We start from the raw sequence: 16,984 nt of genomic DNA, 5'->3' as shown, positions 1-16,984 counted from the left end.
CTAATCAGGGCGGGCCTATCCGGCCGGGGCACGAGCATCCGGATCACGTGACGTCGCGGCGCCAGCTCGTGAAGTAGCCGCCGACGGTCGCGGCAATTGCGATGGCGAGCAGGATGATCCCGCCCTGCCACCACAGCAGCGCCTCGCTTCCGCCACCCGGCGTGGCGATCGAGTAGAAGCTCGCGCCGACGAGGGCATCGCTGGCCGCGCCGGGCAGGAAACGGGCGATGCTCGCCGTGACCTCGTTGAATGAGGCGGCGAGACGCAGCGTCGGTTCGACGAACTGGGTGAACGCGATCACGATGATGAGCGCGGCGACCTGGCTGGGAACCAGCGTGCCGAGGCCGACGCCGACGGCGGCCCAGAGCGCCATGGCGAGCACGCCGCGGGCGATCATCGTCCAGCTGTCCTCCGCACCGAGCCCGGTCTCAAGATCGAAGGCTCCGAGCGCCGCGGCACCGAGCCCAACCGTCGCAAGCCACGCGACGACACCGAGCCCGGCACCGACGATCAGCATCGACAGCACCTTGGCCGAGAGCACGATGCCGCGGCGGGGCGTCGCCAGGAACGTCGGCGTGAGTGTCTGGTGTCGGAACTCACCGGTCACCGCGAAGGCGCCGAGCAGCACGGGGAAGACGTAGCCGATCGTGGTCGCCATGCTGTAGATCACGGCGTGCAGGTTGAGGCCTTCCGGCAGGGGGGAGACCCCGGCCGATGCGCTGGCATCCGCGTTGGATGCCGCCCAGCCGAACAGTGCGCCGAGCCCGCCGGCCATGGCGCCGACGTAGAGGAACAGGGTGAGCGCCAGGATCCACCACAGGCGGGTGGTGAAGAGCTTCGCGAACTCGGCGGAGAGTGCATTCAGGAATGTCATCGTGCGTCCCCTTCCGCCTCGTTGGAGACAAGCGCGAGGAAGGAATCCTCCAGGCCGGCCTTCTGTCGGTGCAGCGCGCTGATCTCGACGCCGGCGGCGAAGGCGATGCTGCCGACCTGGGCGGGGTCGGATGCCGCGACGAGCAGCCCGCCGCGCCCGATCGTGTACTCGAGGCCGGCGGCTCCGAGGGCGGACGCGAGGGCCTCGCGGTTCGGCGAGTCGGCGACGACGTGCGGGGCCTTCTCGTTGTCGAGACTGGAGAGCGGTCCACGGTGGACGAGTTGCCCGCGGGCGATGATCACGACCTCGTCCACGCTCTGCTGCACCTCGCTGAGCAGGTGCGAGCTCACCAGCACGGTGCGGCCCTCTGCCGCGAGTTCCCGCAGGAACGTGCGGATCCACTTGATGCCCTCGGGGTCGAGGCCGTTGATCGGCTCGTCGAGCACCAGCACGCCCGGGTCGCCGAGCAGGGTGCCGGCGAGGCCGAGGCGCTGCCGCATGCCGAGCGAGTAGCCGCCGACGCGGCGGTTGCCGTATTCGGCCAGGCCGACCTTCTCGAGCACGATGTCCACGCGCGCCGTGTCGAGTCCTGCCGCCTTCGCGTAGACACCGAGGTGATTGCGCGCCGTGCGACCGGGGTGGAAGCTCGCGGCCTCGAGCGCCGCACCGACGGTCGTCAGCGGGCTCGGCAGCTTGCGGTACGGCACGCCACCGAAGGTGGCCGTTCCGCTGGTCGGCTTCACGAGGCCGAGCAGCATGCGCAGGCTCGTCGTCTTGCCTGCACCGTTTGGTCCAAGGAAGCCGGTGACCCGGCCGGGCTCGACGGTGAACGAGAGGTCGTTGACGGCGTTGACCGCGCCGAAGCGCTTGGTCACCCCGGCGAACTCGATGGGCACTCCGATGGGCATGGAATCCTCTCAACTGCTGCACGCAACGCGAAGCGTTGCGAAAGGCGGCAGCCCGTATCAAGGAAGCCTACGAAACCGCCACCGATGCTCGGCGGGTAGCCCGCCACTGGACGGGGGAACCCCCGCCACGCCCTCAGCCTATTGAGTGCGCCAGAGCCTCGGCATCCCTCGCGCGGGGGATAACGCACCGGCCGCGCGGCGGAGACCCGGCTACGCGTGCGGCGGGCGCTGCAGCCCGGCCACGAGAGATTCCGCGGCATCCGAGCCCACCGCGATGGTCCGGTTCGCGGCATCGACGTGCACGACACGCGGCTCGAAGACGAGCGCCTCGTCGCTCGGCATCTGGCCGTATGCGATGACGATCACGATGTCGCCGGGGTGCACGAGGTGGGCGGCAGCGCCATTGATGCCGACGACGCCGCTGCCGCGCTCGCCCGAGATCGTGTAGGTCTCCAGCCGTGCGCCATTCGTGACGTCGACGACGGCCACCTGCTCACCTGGCAGGATGCCGGCCGCGTCGAGCAGATCGCGATCGATCGTGATCGAGCCGACGTAGTCGAGGTCGGCGTGGGTGACGGTCGCACGGTGGATCTTGCCGCTGAGCATTGTTCTGAGCACGAGAAACGAGCCTAACCGCGCGAGCGGGCGGCGGCACGCCTGGCACGTCCAGCGGCCGGCGACAGCGCGTTGAGCACCGCGATGATGCGGTCGATCGTGTCGAAGGAGACCTTGCCGCCCGAGTTCGCGACGAGGGCGCGCAGCGGCATCCCGCCGACCACGGCCTCCATCATCGCCTTCGCATCGCTGTCGGCGGTGTCAGGCAGCTGCTTCGAGATCACGCCGAGGAGCGCTCCGTGCAGGCGCCGCCCCAACCAGGTGCTGGTCAGGTCGTTGATGGCCGAGTCGGTCGTGTACGGCAGCAGCCCGCGGGCCTGCGGAACCGGGCGGCCGAGCAGGCGGCCGAACTCGGCCTCGCTCGCGACGGCGGCGGCGGGACGGGCGACGGGCGCCGGGCGGGATCCCGTCTCCACCACGACGGTCTCGGCGACGCGGATGTCACGCGAGGAGGCGCCGACGCGGAGCTCGTAGCTGCCGGGCTCGCTGGCCCAGTCGGCGGCCGCGACGTCGTACACGGCGAAGGAGCGCGCGTCGAGCGTGAGGCGCACGGTCTGCGTCTCGCCGGCGGCGAGGTGCACCTTCGTGAATGCCTTGAGCTCCTGTTCCGGCCGGTGCACGGCCGAATCATTGGCGTGCACGTAGAGCTGCACGACCTCGGAACCGGCGCGCGGACCCGTGTTCTTCAGCTCGAGTGTCACCGTGAGCTCCGGGGCGGTTCCGCTGACCGTGAGTGGCCCGAACTCGAACGTGGTGTAGCCGAGACCGTGCCCGAAGGCGAAGCGCGGGGCCACGCCGAAGCTGTCGTGGAAGCGGTAGCCGACGTAGAGGTTCTCGCGGTACTGCACCTGGGTGAGCGTGGTCGGGAAGTTCGCGCTGGCCGGCAGATCGGCCGCCGCGACCGGGAAGCTCTCGCCGAGCCTGCCGCCCGGCTCCGCATCGCCGAAGAGCACGTCGACGATCGCCGGGCCGCCGGCCTCGCCGCCGAGGTAGCTCTCAAACAGGGCGGCTGCGTCGTCGGCCCACGGCAACTCGAGCGGGGCGCCGTTGACAAGCACGATCACGGTGCGGGCGTTCGCGGCGGTCACCCGGCGCACGAGCTCGTTCATGCCGTCGGGGAAGACGATGTTCTCGCGGTCGATGCCCTCTGCCTCCTTGCCGGCCGGGATGGCGAGCATGAGGATGACGGTGTCTGATGCCGCGGCGAGCTCTGCGGCATCCTGCAGCTGCGCGGGCGAGGCAGAACCGTCGCCCAGCTCATAGCCGGGGGCGAAGCCGAGCGTGGCGTCGTCGCCGAGTCGCGTCCGCAGGGTGTCGAGCATGTTTTCGACCTTGCGCGCGTTGACGAGGGAGCTGCCGACGCCCTGGAAGCGCGGCGTCTCTGCTGCCGGCCCGATGATGGCGATGCTGCCCTCTGCGCGCAGCGGCAGGATGCCGTCGTTGGTGAGCAGCACGGCGCCGGCGGCCGCGGCACGGCGGGCGAGCTCGTGATGGGCGTCGAGGTCGACCGCGCTCGGGCGGCCGGCGGCCTCGGCGCGGGCCCGCAGGGCAAGGGCGGCGACGCGCTCGGCCGCACGGTCGACGTCGGCCATGCTGAGGCTGCCGTCGGCGATGGCCTTCTTGACCCGCTGGGCCCAGGCGCCGCCGTTGCCGGGCATCTCGAGGTCGAGGCCGGCGCGCACGGCGGTCGGGCGGTCGGCGACAGCGAACCAGTCGCTCATCACCAGGCCGTCGAAGCCCCACTCGTCGCGGAGGATCTCGGTGATCAGGCGGCGGGATTCGCCGGTGTGCTCACCGTTGAGCAGGTTGTACGAGGACATGACCGTCCACGGCGCCGACTCGCGCACGGCGATCTCGAAGCCGTGCAGGTAGATCTCGCGCAGGGTGCGCTCATCGATGACCGAGTCGAGCCGCATCCGGTACGTCTCTTGGTTGTTGGCGGCGAAGTGCTTGATCGAAGAGCCGACGCCCTCCGACTGCACACCGCGCACGAGCGCAGCGGCGACCGTGCCGGCCAGGTGCGGGTCCTCGGAGAAGTACTCGAAGACGCGGCCGCCTCCCGGGTGGCGCTTGATGTTGAGGCCGGGTCCGAGCAGCACACCGACGTCCTTGGCGCGGGCCTCCCGGCCGAGCGCGGCGCCGACCTCTTCGAGCAGTGGAACGTCCCAGCTGCTGGCGAGAACGGATGACGAGGGGAAGCACGTCGCCGGCAGCATCTCGCCGCCGCCGACGTGGTCGCCGTCCGCCGCCTGCTTGGCGACACCGTTCGGACCGTTCGCGAGCAGCACCGGTGGTACCTCGCCGACGCCGGCGGTCAGCCACATGCTCGTCCCGGAGAGCAGCTGGACCTTCTCATCGAGCGAGAGGGCGGCGACGATGTCGACCGCCTGGACGGTGTGTGCGGTCATCGATTCCCTCGTCTGCTCTTGTCGCCGTGCTGTCGGAGCCCGTGATCCGGCACGGAGCCTCCCGATTCTAGCGAGCCTGCGGGCACCGCCATTCAGTGATACACGATGCCGGTGCGGTCGCTCGGCGTCAGTTGAGGGCGCGGGTCGCCGTCGGGATCACGCCGCCCGCATAGAGGGCGGATGCCACATCCTGCAGGGCGGTCAGTGCGACGCGTTGCACATACGGTCCGTACGAGACGCGCGCGACGCCGAGCTCGGCCAGACGGGCGGGGGAGGGCAGCTGGGGGAGCCCGATCACGCTGAGCCGGCGCTCGCCGAAGGCCTCGACTAGTTGCACGACGACGTCCTCCCCGAAGTTGCCCGGAACGAAGACGCAGGCGGCTCCGGCGTCGAGGTAGGCGCGGCCGCGTTCGATCGCATCGGCGACGATGACGTCGATCGCCCGGTCACCTCCGCGCAGGAAGGCGTCGGTGCGCGCATTCAGCACGACGGGAACGCCCTCGGCCTCTCCGGCCGCGACGACGGCGGCCATGACGGCGGTCGCCTCGCGCAGCGGCTTCAGCTCGTCCTCGATGTTCGCACCGACGACGCCGACGGCGATCGCACGGCGCATGGTGTCTCCCGCATCGCCGTAGCCGGCCTCGAGGTCGGCGGTCACGGGCAGCTCGGTTGCGGCCGTGATGCGGCCGACCATGTCGAGCATGAGGTCGCGGGGGATCGCCTCACCGTCGGGGTAGCCGAAGCTTGCGGCGATGGAGTGGCTCGCGGTGGCCAGGGCACGCGTCTCCGGCAGTGCGGCGACGGCCCTGGCGCTGACGACGTCCCACACGTTCACGAGCTGCAGCAGCTCTGGGGCTTCGTGCAGGCGCAGGAGTTCGTCGGCGCGGGCGGAGGGCGTGGCATCCGTGGTCGGTGAGGTCGTGTTCGTCATGTGCATCACAGTAGTGAGGCACCATGTGGGCGCGTTCGCTGGAATCGGACGTGACCGTCTGGCGCGGGTGGCTCGGGCAGCGCGGCCCGCGGAGCGGATACGATGACGTCATGCCAGCACCCGCGGCTCTGAACACCGAGAAACGCCAGTCGCCACGGCGCGCCGGGCGCCGTTCGTTCAGCGCGGCGCTCGACAACTTCTTCTTCGTCTTCGCCGGCCTCGCCGCGGTGTGGCTGGCCGTGCTGCTCGCCACCGAGAGCCTGGAATGGGGCTGGGCCGGGCTGCTGTTCCTGCTCGCATTCTGGCTGCTGCTCGCCTACCTCGTGCTGCCGCGCCTGCACCGCATCCTCACGCAGCTCTACGTTCCCAACTACTTCATCGGACGCACCCGCACGAGCGACGGGCTCCTCGGGGATCCCGTCAACCTCGCACTCCTCGGCAGTACAGAGCAGCTGGAGCAGACCATGGAAGCGGCCGGGTGGACCCGCGCCGACGACCTGACGCTGGCGTCGAGCTGGCGCATCGTCCGGTCGACGCTCTCTCGGCGCAGTTACGACGAGGCGCCGGTCAGCCCGCTGTTCCTGTTCGAGCGTCAGCAGGACTTCGCCTACCAGCAGGAGGTGGCTGGCAATCCGGCCAAGCGCCATCACGTGCGCTTCTGGCGCTGCCCGGATGGCTGGATGCTTCCGGGCGGGCACCGGGTGGAGTGGCTCGCAGCCGGGACCTTCGACCGCGCCGTCGGCTTCTCGCTGTTCACGCTGCAGATCACGCACAAGATCGACGAGAACACCGACGTCGAACGCGACCACATCATCGCCACCGTGCGCGGTGCGGAGTCGGCCGCGCGCCTGCTCGTCATCCGTGACTTCTCGACCGGCTATCACTCCCGCAACGGCGGCGGTGATTCGATTCAAACGGACGGCGACATGCCGGTGATCGATCTCCGCGGTGTTGTGGACGCCGGTGCAGGCGAGTCAGAGCCGGCGCCAGGTGCCGAGCCGCCGGCGACCGTGGAAGTGCGGGGCATCTCGTGAAGCGGCCGGCCCCCATCGCCGTCGGCGCGATCCTGATGATCGCCAGGGTGCTCTCCGGGTTCACTCTCATCGCCTTCGCCCTGGCCGACGTGCCCGGTTTCGTGCAGAACGAGCTGCTCGACGGCGAGACGCTGACGCCGGACGAACAGCTCGTCGCCGAGGGCGTCGTGCGCGTGGGCGCGCTCGGCTACGGCGTCTGGCTCGCCTTCTACCTCGTGCTCGCCTGGCTCGTCTGGCGGGGGGTGAACTGGGCGCGCATCACCGCCATGTCGCTGGCGACGATCAGCATCCTGGTGCCGTTCATCGACTGGTGGCGTTCCGGGCTCGACATCTCTCTGCGCACGACGCTGCTCAGCCTCGCGCTCGACATCCTCATTCTGCTCGCGCTCTCCAGCCGGGCGGCTAGGTCGTACGCCCGCCGCACGGAGCAGGCGCAGCCCCCGGTGACGGAGCCCGCCCCCGCTGAGTGACCCCGTTCCCGTTGATTGAGCCTGTCGAAATCAGGCGCGGCGAGGTTTCGAGAGGCTGAGCCAGCGACAGAGGCAGGCCGGGCGCCTAGACGACGACCGCGTGCTCGCCGCAGAACGTCGGCGCGGCGCTCGCGCAGCTCTCGCACACGACGAGCTGTTCGCGGCACGAGAGGTCGGTGCAGTTCTGCATGCGCTTGGTGGCATCGCCGCAGCGCACACAGCCGCCGATGACGGCCGTGTGGTCGCTGAAGTCGATCGAGCCGCGCTTGTCGAAGACGTAGAGCGAGCCGTCCCAGAGGCCGTCGTCGCCGAAGGCCTCGCCGTAGCGCACGATGCCGCCATCGAGCTGGTAGACCTCGTCGAATCCGCGGCTCTTCATCAGGCCGGAGAGCACCTCGCAGCGGATGCCGCCGGTGCAGTAGGTGACGATCGGCGTGCCCTTGAGGTGGTCGTACTTGCCGCTGTCGAGCTCGCTCACGAAGTCGCGCGTGGTAGCGACATCCGGAACGATCGCGTTCTTGAAGCGCCCGATCTCGGCCTCGAAGGCGTTGCGGCCATCAAAGAAGACGACCTCGGTTCCGGATGCCGCGCGCTCGGCGACGAGCGCGTTCAGTTCGCGCGGCGCCAGCTTGGTTCCGCCGCCGACGACGCCATCGCCGTCGACGCTCAACTCGCCTGGAGCACCGAAGGAGACGATCTCGTCGCGCACCTTGACGCTGAGTCGGGGGAAGTCGAGGCTGGCACCGCTCTCGTCGAGCCCGGTGCCATCACTCCACTTGAAGTCGATGCCCTTGAAGGGTGCGTACTGCTTCGTCTTGCGCACGTAGCGCTTCATCGCGGCGAGGTCGCCGCCGAGGGTGCCGTTGATGCCGTGCTCCGAGAGCAGGATGCGCCCGCGCAGGCCGAGCGACTCGGCGAGGTCGCGCTGCCAGAGGCGAATCGCCTCGGGGTCGGCGAGCGGCGTGAATGCGTAGTAGAGGAGGATTTTGGCTGTGGCCACCGGCCAAGTTTACGGGCGCCCGGCTGAACGGACGCTGGTCTCACCGCCGCCGTCACTAGGCTGGAGGCAGGAGCGAGAGGACGATGATGTTCAATTACGACCCGTATGCAGAGCTGGCGACGCTGAAGAATTTCGCACCGCTCACCGTGCGCAGCGAGAGCGTGCGCGATGGCGAGCCGTTCGCGCGAGCCCAGTGGGCCACCGGCCGTGGAGGCAGCGACACCTCGCCCCAGCTCAGTTGGTCCGGCGCGCCGGCCGGGACGCTGAGCTACGCCGTGACCTGCTTCGACCCCGATGCCCCGACCGGGTCCGGCTACTGGCACTGGGCGGTCTGCAACCTTCCGGCGAGCGTGACCTCGTTGCCGGAGAACGCCGGGGCGCCGGGCGGCGCGCTGCTGCCGGCCGGGGCGCTCACCCTGCCGAACGAGATCCGCCTCACCTCGTTCATCGGCGCCGGCCCACCACCGAGCACGGGCGTTCACCGCTACATCTTCGCGGTGCACGCGCTCGACGTCGCCCGCCTCGACCTCGACCCCGGCTCGACCCCGGCCGTGCTCGGCTTCAACCTGCACTTCCACACCCTGGCCCGCGGCACGATCACGGGCACCGCCACCGCCGACTGACGCGCGACATCCGGTAACGTGACACGCACCATGCGTGCCATGCCGATCGAACCCAGCAATCGCCCCGTCGCGATCGGCTCACGCCTGCGCGCCGCGCGCCAGGCGCAACAGCTCACGATCGACGAGGTCGCGCGCATCACGGGCCTCACCAAGGGATTCCTCTCCCGCGTCGAGCGCGACATCACCTCACCGAGCGTCGCGTCACTGATCACGCTGTGCGCTGTGCTCTCGATCTCGGTCGGGTCCCTCTTCGAAGAGGCCGATGTGCAGCTGGTGCGCGCAGGAACGGGCCCGCGCATCAACCTCGGCGGAATCGACAGCGACGAGCGTCTGCTGACGCCGCGCAACGAGGCGCGCATCCAGATGATCCGCTCCGTCGTCGCCCCCGGCGGCCACGGCGGAGATCAGCTCTACTCCGTGAACGCCGATATCGAGACGGTGCACGTGCTCGACGGCTCGCTCACGGTGCGCTTCTCCGACGCCGAGTGGGTGCTCGAGGCGGGGGATTCCCTCACCTTCAACGGCCACGAGCCGCACAGCTGGAGCGTTGCCGGGCCGGAGAGCGCCACGCTGATCTGGGTGCTCGCTCCAGCCCCCTGGGCCTCCGCCTAACCCCACCCACCCCGCGAGAATCCGGGCTTCTCCGCGCGCTCACGTGCGGCCGATCGCGTCGTCGCGCCCACTTTCTTGCGGATCGGGGTTGACGAAAGCTCACCACGGAAGTAGCTTTACAGGCAACATTCGATGCCCACTGAACAACACGCGCACAACCCCGCGACGACGTGAACAGCAGCAGGGCGACGAGCTCCAACGAGGAAGTTGCACACATGACTCCGCCTATCGGCCCCATCGATTCCGCCCGCACGCCGCGTTTCGCCGGGCGGGACGGCTTCGCCCGCCTGCCACGACTCGACCAGGTCGAGCACGCCGACATCGTCGTGGCCGGCGTGCCGTTCGACAGCGGTGTCTCCTACAGGCCGGGCGCCCGCTTCGGCCCGAACCACATCCGGGACGCCTCCCGCCTGCTCCGGCCATACAACCCGGCTCTCGACGTCTCGCCGTTCGACATCGCACAGGTGGCGGATGCTGGCGACATCGCGGTCAACCCCTTCAACATCGGCGAGGCGATTGACACGATTCAGCAGGCGGCCACCGATCTCACCGCGAACGGCACCCGTCTGGTGACACTCGGCGGCGACCACACGATCGCACTCCCGCTGCTCCGTGCGGCGGCCGAGCGCCACGGCCCAGTCGCCCTGCTGCACTTCGACGCGCACCTCGACACCTGGGACACCTACTTCGGTGCGGAGTACACCCACGGGACGCCGTTCCGACGGGCCTTCGAAGAGGGCATCATCGACACGGAGGCGCTCAGCCACGTCGGAACGCGCGGGCCGCTCTACGGCAAGCGCGACCTCGAGGAGGACCGCCGCTTCGGATTCGGCATCGTGACCTCCGCCGACGTCTACCGGCAGGGCGTCGACGAGGTCGCCGCCAAGCTGCGCGACCGGATCGGTGACCGCCCGCTCTACATCTCCATCGACATCGACGTGCTCGACCCCGCCCACGCGCCAGGCACAGGCACCCCGGAGGCCGGCGGCATCACGAGCCGCGAACTGCTCGAGATCCTCCGCGGCTTCGTCGGGCTCAACATCATCGGCGCCGACGTCGTCGAGGTGGCCCCCGCCTACGACCACGCCGAGATCACCGGCGTCGCCGCCGCCCACGTCGCCTATGACCTCGTGTCGCTGCTCGCGCTCCGCACGGCCGACGAGGCTTCAGCCCAGGGGCCTGCCGCCGGGGTCGGTGCCGACCGTGTCCGATAGCGCAGCGCGGGGCGGCCACCGGCGCAACGGCGGCGACGTCGTCGTGGAGACGCTCACGGCCCTCGGCACCAGCACCGTCTTCGGAATTCCCGGCCAGCACGCCCTCGGCCTCTTCGACGCACTCAGTCGCAGCGAGCTGCACTTCGTCAGTTCCCGGGTCGAGAACAACTCCGGCTTCGGCGCGGACGGCTACGCCAGGGCGACGGGCGAGGTCGGCGTTCTCTTCCTCTCGACGGGGCCTGGCGCCCTCACGGCGCTCGCCGCGCTGCAGGAGGCCTACGCGACCGGGGTGCCCCTGCTCGTGATCTCGAGCCAGATTCCCCGTTCCGGCCTCGGCGGTGCCCGCAAGGGCATGCTGCACCAGCTCGATGACCAGCGGGCCAGCGCCAGCAACGTCACCAAGAGCACGGCCCTGGTGCGCGAGGCGAGCCAGATTCCCTCCGCGATCGCCGCGGCCTGGGCCCTGGCGCAGACGGCGCCGGCCGGACCCACCTGGGTCGAGGTCCCGCAGGACGTCCTGCTCGAGGTCACCCACGTTCCCCCCGTGCGCACGGTGAGCGCCCCGATTCCCGCCGTCCCGCCCCGCGCGGAGCTGGCGGATGCCGCCGCGGCACTGCTGCGGTCCGCCGAGCGCCCGGTGATCCTCGCCGGGGGTGGCGTCCGCCGCTCGGCCGGCGGTGCGGAGGCCCTGCTGCGCCTCGCCGAGCTGCTCGATGCACCCGTTGTCAGCACCGTCGGCGGAAAGGGCGCAATCGCGTTCGAGCACCCGCTCTCCGCCGCCAGCTGGATCGAGGATCGCTTCACCACCGAGCTGCTCGAGAACGCGGACGTGCTCCTCGCCGTCGGCACCTCGATGGGCGAGGTCACCAGCAACTACTTCACCTTCGCGCCGCGCGGCACGCTCATCCAGGTCGATGCGGAAGCCCGCGTGCTCGAGTCGAACCACGAGGCGCTCGCGCTGCACTCCGACGCGGCGCTCGCGCTCGCGGCGATCGCCGAGCGCCTGCCGGAGCGGGCATTCGACGCCGAGCGCTCGCGCGGCGCGGTCATCGCTGCCGAGCTCCGACTTGCGGTCGAGCAGCGGCTCGCCGGCCAGGGGCTCGAGCGCGAGCTCGGCGTGCTCGCCGACATCCGTTCGGCCGTTCCCGCCGACGCCCAGACCTTCTGGGACATGACGATCGCCGGATACTGGGCCTGGTCGGCGTGGAACCCGCTCGATGGCGCATTCCACTCGGCGCAGGGCGCCGGCGGGCTGGGCTTCGGCTTTCCCGCCGCCCTGGCCGCCGCGATCGGGACCGGGCGGCGCACCCTGGCCGTCTCCGGCGACGGCGGGGCCATGTACTCGATCGCCGAGCTGGCGACAGCCAGGCAGCACAACTCCGCGGTCACCTGGCTCATCATCGACGACGGCGGCTACGGCATCCTGCGCGAATACATGACGGACGCATTCGGTCAGGCGACGGCGACGGAGCTGTCCAGGCCGGACTTCGTCGCGCTCGCTGCCGCCTTCGACGTGCCGGCGCGCGAGGCGACACTCGACACACTCGGCGAGGTCTTGGGGGAGAGCTTCGCCACACAGGGACCGACGGTCGTGGTCCTGAAAACGGTGCTGCGCATGTTCGCACCGACCCACCTGAGCTAGCCCACCACGGGCTGGATCTCCACCTGCACCACCTCAGTCACGCAAAGGATCCAATGATGGATATTGCAATCATCGTCATCTACCTCGCCGCCATGCTGGCCTTCGGCTGGTGGGGCAAACGCCGCACCAAGAACTCCAGCGACTTCCTCGTCGCCGGGCGCCGGCTCGGGCCGATGCTCTACACGGGCACCATGGCCGCCGTCGTGCTCGGCGGTGCGTCGACGGTCGGCGGTGTCGGCCTCGGCTACAAGTACGGCATCTCCGGCATGTGGCTGGTCGTGGCGATCGCCGTCGGGCTCCTGGTGCTCAGCCTCGTCTTCGGCAGCCGCATCCAGAAGCTCAAGGTGTACACGGTCGCCCAGATGCTCAAGCTGCGGTACGGCATGGATGCCACCTCCTCCAGCGGCATCGTGATGATGGCGTACACGCTGATGCTGTCGGTGACCTCGACCATCGCCTACGCGACGATCTTCAACGTGCTCTTCGACGCCAACCGCACCGTCTCGGTGATCATCGGCGGCGGCATCGTGCTGCTCTACTCCTCGATCGGCGGCATGTGGTCGATCACGCTCACCGACATGGTGCAGTTCGTGCTGAAGACCATCGGTGTCTTCTTCCTACTGCTCCCATTCGCCTGGATCCACGCCGGCGGCTACGAGGGCATCGTCGAGCGTCTCGGCTCCTCGGTGTTCGACCTCGGCGCGATCGGTGTCGACACAATCGTGACCTTCTTCGTGATCTACACCTTCGGCATGCTCATCGGCCAGGACATCTGGCAGCGCGTGTTCACGGCGCGCTCACCCAAGGTCGCCAAGTGGGGCGGAACCGCCGCAGGCGTCTACTGCCTGCTCTACGGCGTCGCCGGTGCGCTGATCGGCACGGCCGCGGCATCCTTCATGCCGAACATGGAGTCCTCCGACGACGTCTACGCGGCCATCGCCACGCAGATCCTGCCGGTCGGCGTCAGCGGCATCGTGCTGGCCGCTGCCGTCGCCGCCATGATGTCCACGGCCTCCGGTGCGCTCATCGCCACCGCGACCGTCGCCCGTGCCGACGTGATGCCGCTCGTCCGCCGCCTCCTCGGCCGCCCGGCCCAGCCCATCACGAGCGCGAACCCCGAGCACGACATGCGCTCGAACCGGCTCTACGTCGTGGTGCTCGGCCTCGTCGTGATCGTCGTGGCGACGCTGCTCAACGACGTCGTCGCGGCACTCACCGTCGCCTACGACATCCTCGTCGGCGGCCTGCTGGTGCCGATCCTCGGTGGCTTCCTCTGGAAGCGGGCCACGGGCGCCGGTGCGCTGTGGTCGATGGGCGTCGGCACGGTCGTCACCCTCGGCACCATGGTCGTGGTCGGGGACGTGCTGGCGAACGAGCCCATCTACTTCGGACTCGCAGCCGGCCTGATCGCGTACATCGTCGCGAGCCTGCTGAGCAAGCCCACCCCGGCGAACGTGCTGAAGATCTGGACGGACCGCCTGGCCGGCACCATCGACAGCGACACCGACGATGCCCCACATGCCGTCACCGATCTGATCGCGACGGCGGAGGGTCGACGCGTCAAGCGCTGAGCGAGGAGCGAAACCGGCGGGGCGGGGGAGCTGTGCACTCCCTCGCCCCGCCTTCGTCGTGGCCCGGGCCGTGGCTCAGCTCTTGGAGCCGGCGAAGGCGAGAACGCCGCCGAGACCGATCATCATCGCGCCGCCTGCCCCGGCCAGGTGCTCGATGCGCGTGGGGGACTTGGCGAACCAGCTGCGTGCTGCACCGGCCGTGAACGCCCACAGGCTGTCGCCGATCAGGGCGAGCACGATGAAGACGAGGCCGAGCTCGGCCAGTTGCAGCGGGATCGCCCCGGCGCTGTAGTCGACGAACTGCGGCAGCACCGCCACGAAGAACACGATCGTCTTGGGGTTGGTCAGGCCGACGAGGAACGCCTCACCGAGGATGCGGGTGGTCGGATGCCGGACGGAGCGCGTCAGCCTGGCGAAGCGCGTGGGCGACGGAACCTCCGCCGGCGTGTTGCCGGCCGGGGTGCTCTCGGCCGTCGCGGGTGCCCCGGCATCCTTGCGGTGCCGGATCGCCTGGATGCCCAGGTAGACGAGGTAGCCGGCGCCGGCGAACTTGATCACCGTGAACAGCGTCGCGGACTGGGCCACGATCGTGCCGACGCCGAGCGAGACCAGCAGCAGGGCGGGCAGGGCGCCGAGCGAGTTGCCGAGCACACTGAGCAGCCCACCCGTGCGGCCGAGCGTGAGGGTGCGGCCGATCACGAACAGCACGCTCGGTCCGGGCAGAGCGATGAGCGCGATCGAGGCGAGCGCGAAACCGAGGAGGTTGGGCCAGGGAACCATCTGGGAATGCTACTCCGGGCCGCGCGGACGCGGCCAGCGGGATCGCAGTTTGACGCCTTCCCGCGCACGGAGAGACGTCAAACTGCGATCCCGACTGGCCGGCGGTGGGTGGCGCGCGGATGGCGGGCGATAACGTGATGGCATGAGCGAAGAACCGCAGGTACTTGTCAGCGTTGCCGACGGGGTCGGACGGCTCACGCTCAACCGACCGCGCGCCCTCAACGCCTTGAACGCGGCGATGATTGCGGTGCTGAGCGAGACGCTCCTCGCCTGGCAGCACGACAGCGAGGTCTCGGTGGTGCTGCTCGACGGTGCAGGCGAGCGGGGGCTCTGTGCCGGAGGCGACATCCGCGAACTCTACGCACACACCATCGCGGGCACGCACGATCTCTCCCGCGGCTTCTTCCGCGCGGAGTACCGCCTCAACGCCCTCATCGCCGAGTACCCGAAGCCCTTCGTCGCGATCATGGACGGCGTCACGATGGGCGGCGGCATCGGCCTGGCCGGGCATGCCGGCATCCGCGTCGTCACCGAGCGCTCGCAGCTGGCCATGCCGGAGACCCGCATCGGCTTCTGTCCGGACGTCGGCGGCACGTGGTTGCTCGCCCGGGCGCCCGGCGAGCTCGGAACCTACCTCGCCCTCAACTCGGCCAGCATGGATGCGGCCGACGCGATCGACGCCGGCTTCGCCGACTTCTACGTCGAGAGTGCGACGCTGCCGCACCTGCTGCAGGCGCTCGCCGAACGGGCAGACCCCGGCTCGCCGGCCGAGATCGTGATGCTCTTCGACGAGACGCCGGAGCGGGCAGAGGATGCCGCGGCGCCGCTCACCGCGCGCCGCGCCTGGATCGACGCCTGCTACTCGGCCGACACCGTCGCGGGGATCATCGAGCGGCTGCGCGCCAGGCCGGAGGCGGAGGCGCACACCGCGGCCGAAGAGCTGGAGGCGCTCTCGCCACTCGGTCTCACGGTGACACTCGCCTCGGTGCGGGCGGCCGCGACGGCGCCGGGCCTCCGCGCCGTGCTCGAGCAGGAGTACGGCGTGTGTGCGTGGATGATCGAGCAACCCGACCTCGCCGAGGGAATCCGCGCGCAGGTGATCGACAAGGACCGTCGACCGCGCTGGAACCCGCAGACCCTCGCCGAGCTGCCGGCCGGCATCGCCGACCGTGCGCTGGCGCACCGCGCGCCGGAGCCGCTCTGGGACTGAGCCAGTCGGGTGAGCTCCCCGGTGGTTGAGCGCTCCGCTGGTTGAGCGCTCCGCTGGTTGAGCTCCCGGTGGTTGAGCGCTCCGCCGGTTGAGCTTGTCGAAACCAGGTGCGGGCTGATTTCGACAAGCTCAATCAGCGGGCGTCCTTAAACAGCGAGCGGGGCCCTGCCGAAAAGGCGGGGCCCCGCTGCGAGTGAGCGGTCGCGGTTACGCGAGCGGCGCCTGCGCGACCAGCGCGGGGTCGCCCTCGCGGGCGGCGACGCGGCCACGGATGAAGATGAGCAGCACGAGGCCGGTCGCGACCACCGCGATGTTGCCAGGCCCGCGATCGCCGTCAGGGATCCAGACGCCGGGTAGGTGGTCTGCAGGAAGATGCTGGGGTCGGTCGTGGCGTGCAGCAAGATCGGCCAGATGATGTTGCCCGTCACGCGCAGCGCGAGGTACATGCAGATGCCGAATGCGAAGGTGTAGCCCAACTGCATGAGAGTCGCGAAGAGCGACTGGCCGGTGAGCAGGTTGCCTGCGTGCAGACCGGCGAAGACGGCGGCTGACACGGTTGCCACGGCGATCTCCGAGTGCCCGGCCTTGCGCATGAGGTTCACGACATAGCCGCGGGTGAGCACCTCCTCGGCGAATCCGATGAACAGGCTGGCGAAGAGCCATGCCGCGACAACGTCGAATCCGGCTTCGGCGTAGTCGATCGTTGCAAAGCGCAGGATGTTGAACAGGAGCACCACGGCCACGGCGATCCACATCCACCAGCTGCCCCGGATGGGCTGGCGGCCAAACAGCTCGCGGAGCCACCCCAACGAGAGTCCGAAGGCCATCAGGATCACGCAGCCGAGGAAAATCGGGAGGGCGACCGTGGCGAGGATGTACGCCGCGCTGCCGGGCTCGGCCTGCTCTGCCAGCGGCAGAAAGAGGAGCCCGCCCAGCTGGTACAGCGCGTAATACGCGGCGGCGAGGATGACGGCCTTCCACCAGCCACCTCGTTCCCAGAAGCGCTTCCAGGGGGACATCGAGGCAATCTCAGGCATGTGTTCCATTTCTGTGAGGTCGTGGTGGCCTTTCCCGAGGCTATCGATCCGAGCG

General features: G+C 69.8%; 16 protein-coding genes. 8 read left to right on the top strand and 8 right to left on the bottom strand.

Annotated elements, in window-relative coordinates; translation table 11 throughout:
• Window positions 1-43: 43 nt before the first annotated feature.
• The 5 genes from EV379_RS16045 to EV379_RS16025 all read right to left on the bottom strand — a co-directional run bounded on the left by EV379_RS16045 (window position 44) and on the right by EV379_RS16025 (window position 5,736).
• Window positions 44-874 carry an ABC transporter permease gene (locus EV379_RS16045; RefSeq protein WP_130507019.1) on the bottom strand — a complete coding sequence of 277 codons (831 nt, stop codon included), beginning with the start codon at window positions 872-874 and terminating at the stop codon, window positions 44-46.
• Window positions 871-1,782: an ABC transporter ATP-binding protein gene (locus EV379_RS16040; RefSeq protein ID WP_130507018.1), complete on the bottom strand. Its 912-nt coding sequence runs from the start codon at window positions 1,780-1,782 to the stop codon at window positions 871-873. The genes EV379_RS16045 and EV379_RS16040 overlap by 4 nt, the downstream gene beginning before the upstream one ends.
• Window positions 1,783-1,992: 210 nt before the next feature.
• Window positions 1,993-2,400 carry an aspartate 1-decarboxylase gene (gene panD, locus EV379_RS16035; protein ID WP_130507017.1) on the bottom strand — a complete coding sequence of 136 codons (408 nt, stop codon included), beginning with the start codon at window positions 2,398-2,400 and terminating at the stop codon, window positions 1,993-1,995.
• An 11-nt stretch (window positions 2,401-2,411) separates the two neighbouring features.
• Window positions 2,412-4,805 carry a glycoside hydrolase family 3 C-terminal domain-containing protein gene (locus EV379_RS16030; protein WP_130507016.1) on the bottom strand — a complete coding sequence of 798 codons (2,394 nt, stop codon included), beginning with the start codon at window positions 4,803-4,805 and terminating at the stop codon, window positions 2,412-2,414.
• Between the two features lie 127 nt (window positions 4,806-4,932).
• Window positions 4,933-5,736: an isocitrate lyase/PEP mutase family protein gene (locus tag EV379_RS16025; RefSeq protein ID WP_130507015.1), complete on the bottom strand. Its 804-nt coding sequence runs from the start codon at window positions 5,734-5,736 to the stop codon at window positions 4,933-4,935.
• 110 nt (window positions 5,737-5,846) lie between these two features.
• On the opposite strand from EV379_RS16025, the gene EV379_RS16020 reads away from it, so the two are divergent.
• Window positions 5,847-6,770 (top strand): LssY C-terminal domain-containing protein, encoded by a 924-nt coding sequence (locus tag EV379_RS16020; protein WP_130507014.1) that lies wholly within the window; start codon window positions 5,847-5,849, stop codon window positions 6,768-6,770.
• Window positions 6,767-7,240: a hypothetical protein gene (locus tag EV379_RS16015; protein WP_130507013.1), complete on the top strand. Its 474-nt coding sequence runs from the start codon at window positions 6,767-6,769 to the stop codon at window positions 7,238-7,240. The genes EV379_RS16020 and EV379_RS16015 overlap by 4 nt, the downstream gene beginning before the upstream one ends.
• A gap of 85 nt (window positions 7,241-7,325) precedes the next feature.
• Here the strand turns inward: EV379_RS16015 and trhO are convergent, their stop codons facing one another.
• Complete coding sequence (gene trhO, locus EV379_RS16010) at window positions 7,326-8,240, bottom strand: oxygen-dependent tRNA uridine(34) hydroxylase TrhO (RefSeq protein WP_130507012.1); 915 nt, start codon at window positions 8,238-8,240, stop codon at window positions 7,326-7,328.
• An 86-nt stretch (window positions 8,241-8,326) separates the two neighbouring features.
• Between trhO and EV379_RS16005 the strand changes: the two genes are divergently transcribed.
• The 5 genes from EV379_RS16005 to EV379_RS15985 all read left to right on the top strand — a co-directional run bounded on the left by EV379_RS16005 (window position 8,327) and on the right by EV379_RS15985 (window position 13,902).
• The gene (locus EV379_RS16005; RefSeq protein ID WP_207226349.1) at window positions 8,327-8,863 is read left to right on the top strand and encodes a YbhB/YbcL family Raf kinase inhibitor-like protein; all 537 of its coding nucleotides are present in this window, start codon (window positions 8,327-8,329) and stop codon (window positions 8,861-8,863) included.
• Between the two features lie 30 nt (window positions 8,864-8,893).
• Entirely contained in the window at window positions 8,894-9,475 is a 582-nt protein-coding gene (locus EV379_RS16000) for a cupin domain-containing protein (protein ID WP_130507010.1), read from the top strand.
• A gap of 215 nt (window positions 9,476-9,690) precedes the next feature.
• On the top strand, window positions 9,691-10,689 hold the full coding sequence (speB, locus tag EV379_RS15995) for an agmatinase (protein ID WP_130507009.1): 999 nt from the start codon (window positions 9,691-9,693) through the stop codon (window positions 10,687-10,689).
• Window positions 10,679-12,331: a thiamine pyrophosphate-binding protein gene (locus tag EV379_RS15990; RefSeq protein ID WP_242616416.1), complete on the top strand. Its 1,653-nt coding sequence runs from the start codon at window positions 10,679-10,681 to the stop codon at window positions 12,329-12,331. Before speB ends, EV379_RS15990 begins: the two co-directional genes overlap by 11 nt.
• Window positions 12,332-12,384: 53 nt before the next feature.
• Window positions 12,385-13,902: a sodium:solute symporter family protein gene (locus EV379_RS15985; protein ID WP_207226286.1), complete on the top strand. Its 1,518-nt coding sequence runs from the start codon at window positions 12,385-12,387 to the stop codon at window positions 13,900-13,902.
• Window positions 13,903-13,977: 75 nt separating this feature from the next.
• Here EV379_RS15985 and EV379_RS15980 read toward each other — a convergent pair whose 3' ends face one another.
• Window positions 13,978-14,682, bottom strand: a complete 705-nt coding sequence (locus EV379_RS15980; protein WP_130507006.1) for a LysE family translocator — start codon at window positions 14,680-14,682, stop codon at window positions 13,978-13,980.
• Window positions 14,683-14,824: 142 nt separating this feature from the next.
• Between EV379_RS15980 and EV379_RS15975 the strand changes: the two genes are divergently transcribed.
• Window positions 14,825-15,892, top strand: a complete 1,068-nt coding sequence (locus EV379_RS15975; protein WP_130507005.1) for an enoyl-CoA hydratase/isomerase family protein — start codon at window positions 14,825-14,827, stop codon at window positions 15,890-15,892.
• Window positions 15,893-16,038: 146 nt separating this feature from the next.
• Here EV379_RS15975 and EV379_RS15970 read toward each other — a convergent pair whose 3' ends face one another.
• Window positions 16,039-16,929 (bottom strand): CPBP family intramembrane glutamic endopeptidase, encoded by an 891-nt coding sequence (locus EV379_RS15970; RefSeq protein WP_242616415.1) that lies wholly within the window; start codon window positions 16,927-16,929, stop codon window positions 16,039-16,041.
• Window positions 16,930-16,984 lie beyond the last annotated feature (55 nt).

This window comes from Microterricola gilva (assembly GCF_004217495.1).
Taxonomy (GTDB): Bacteria; Actinomycetota; Actinomycetes; order Actinomycetales; family Microbacteriaceae; genus Microterricola; species Microterricola gilva.
Note: the sequence above shows the minus strand (reverse complement) of the source record. Positions and strands in the feature narration are given on the sequence as shown.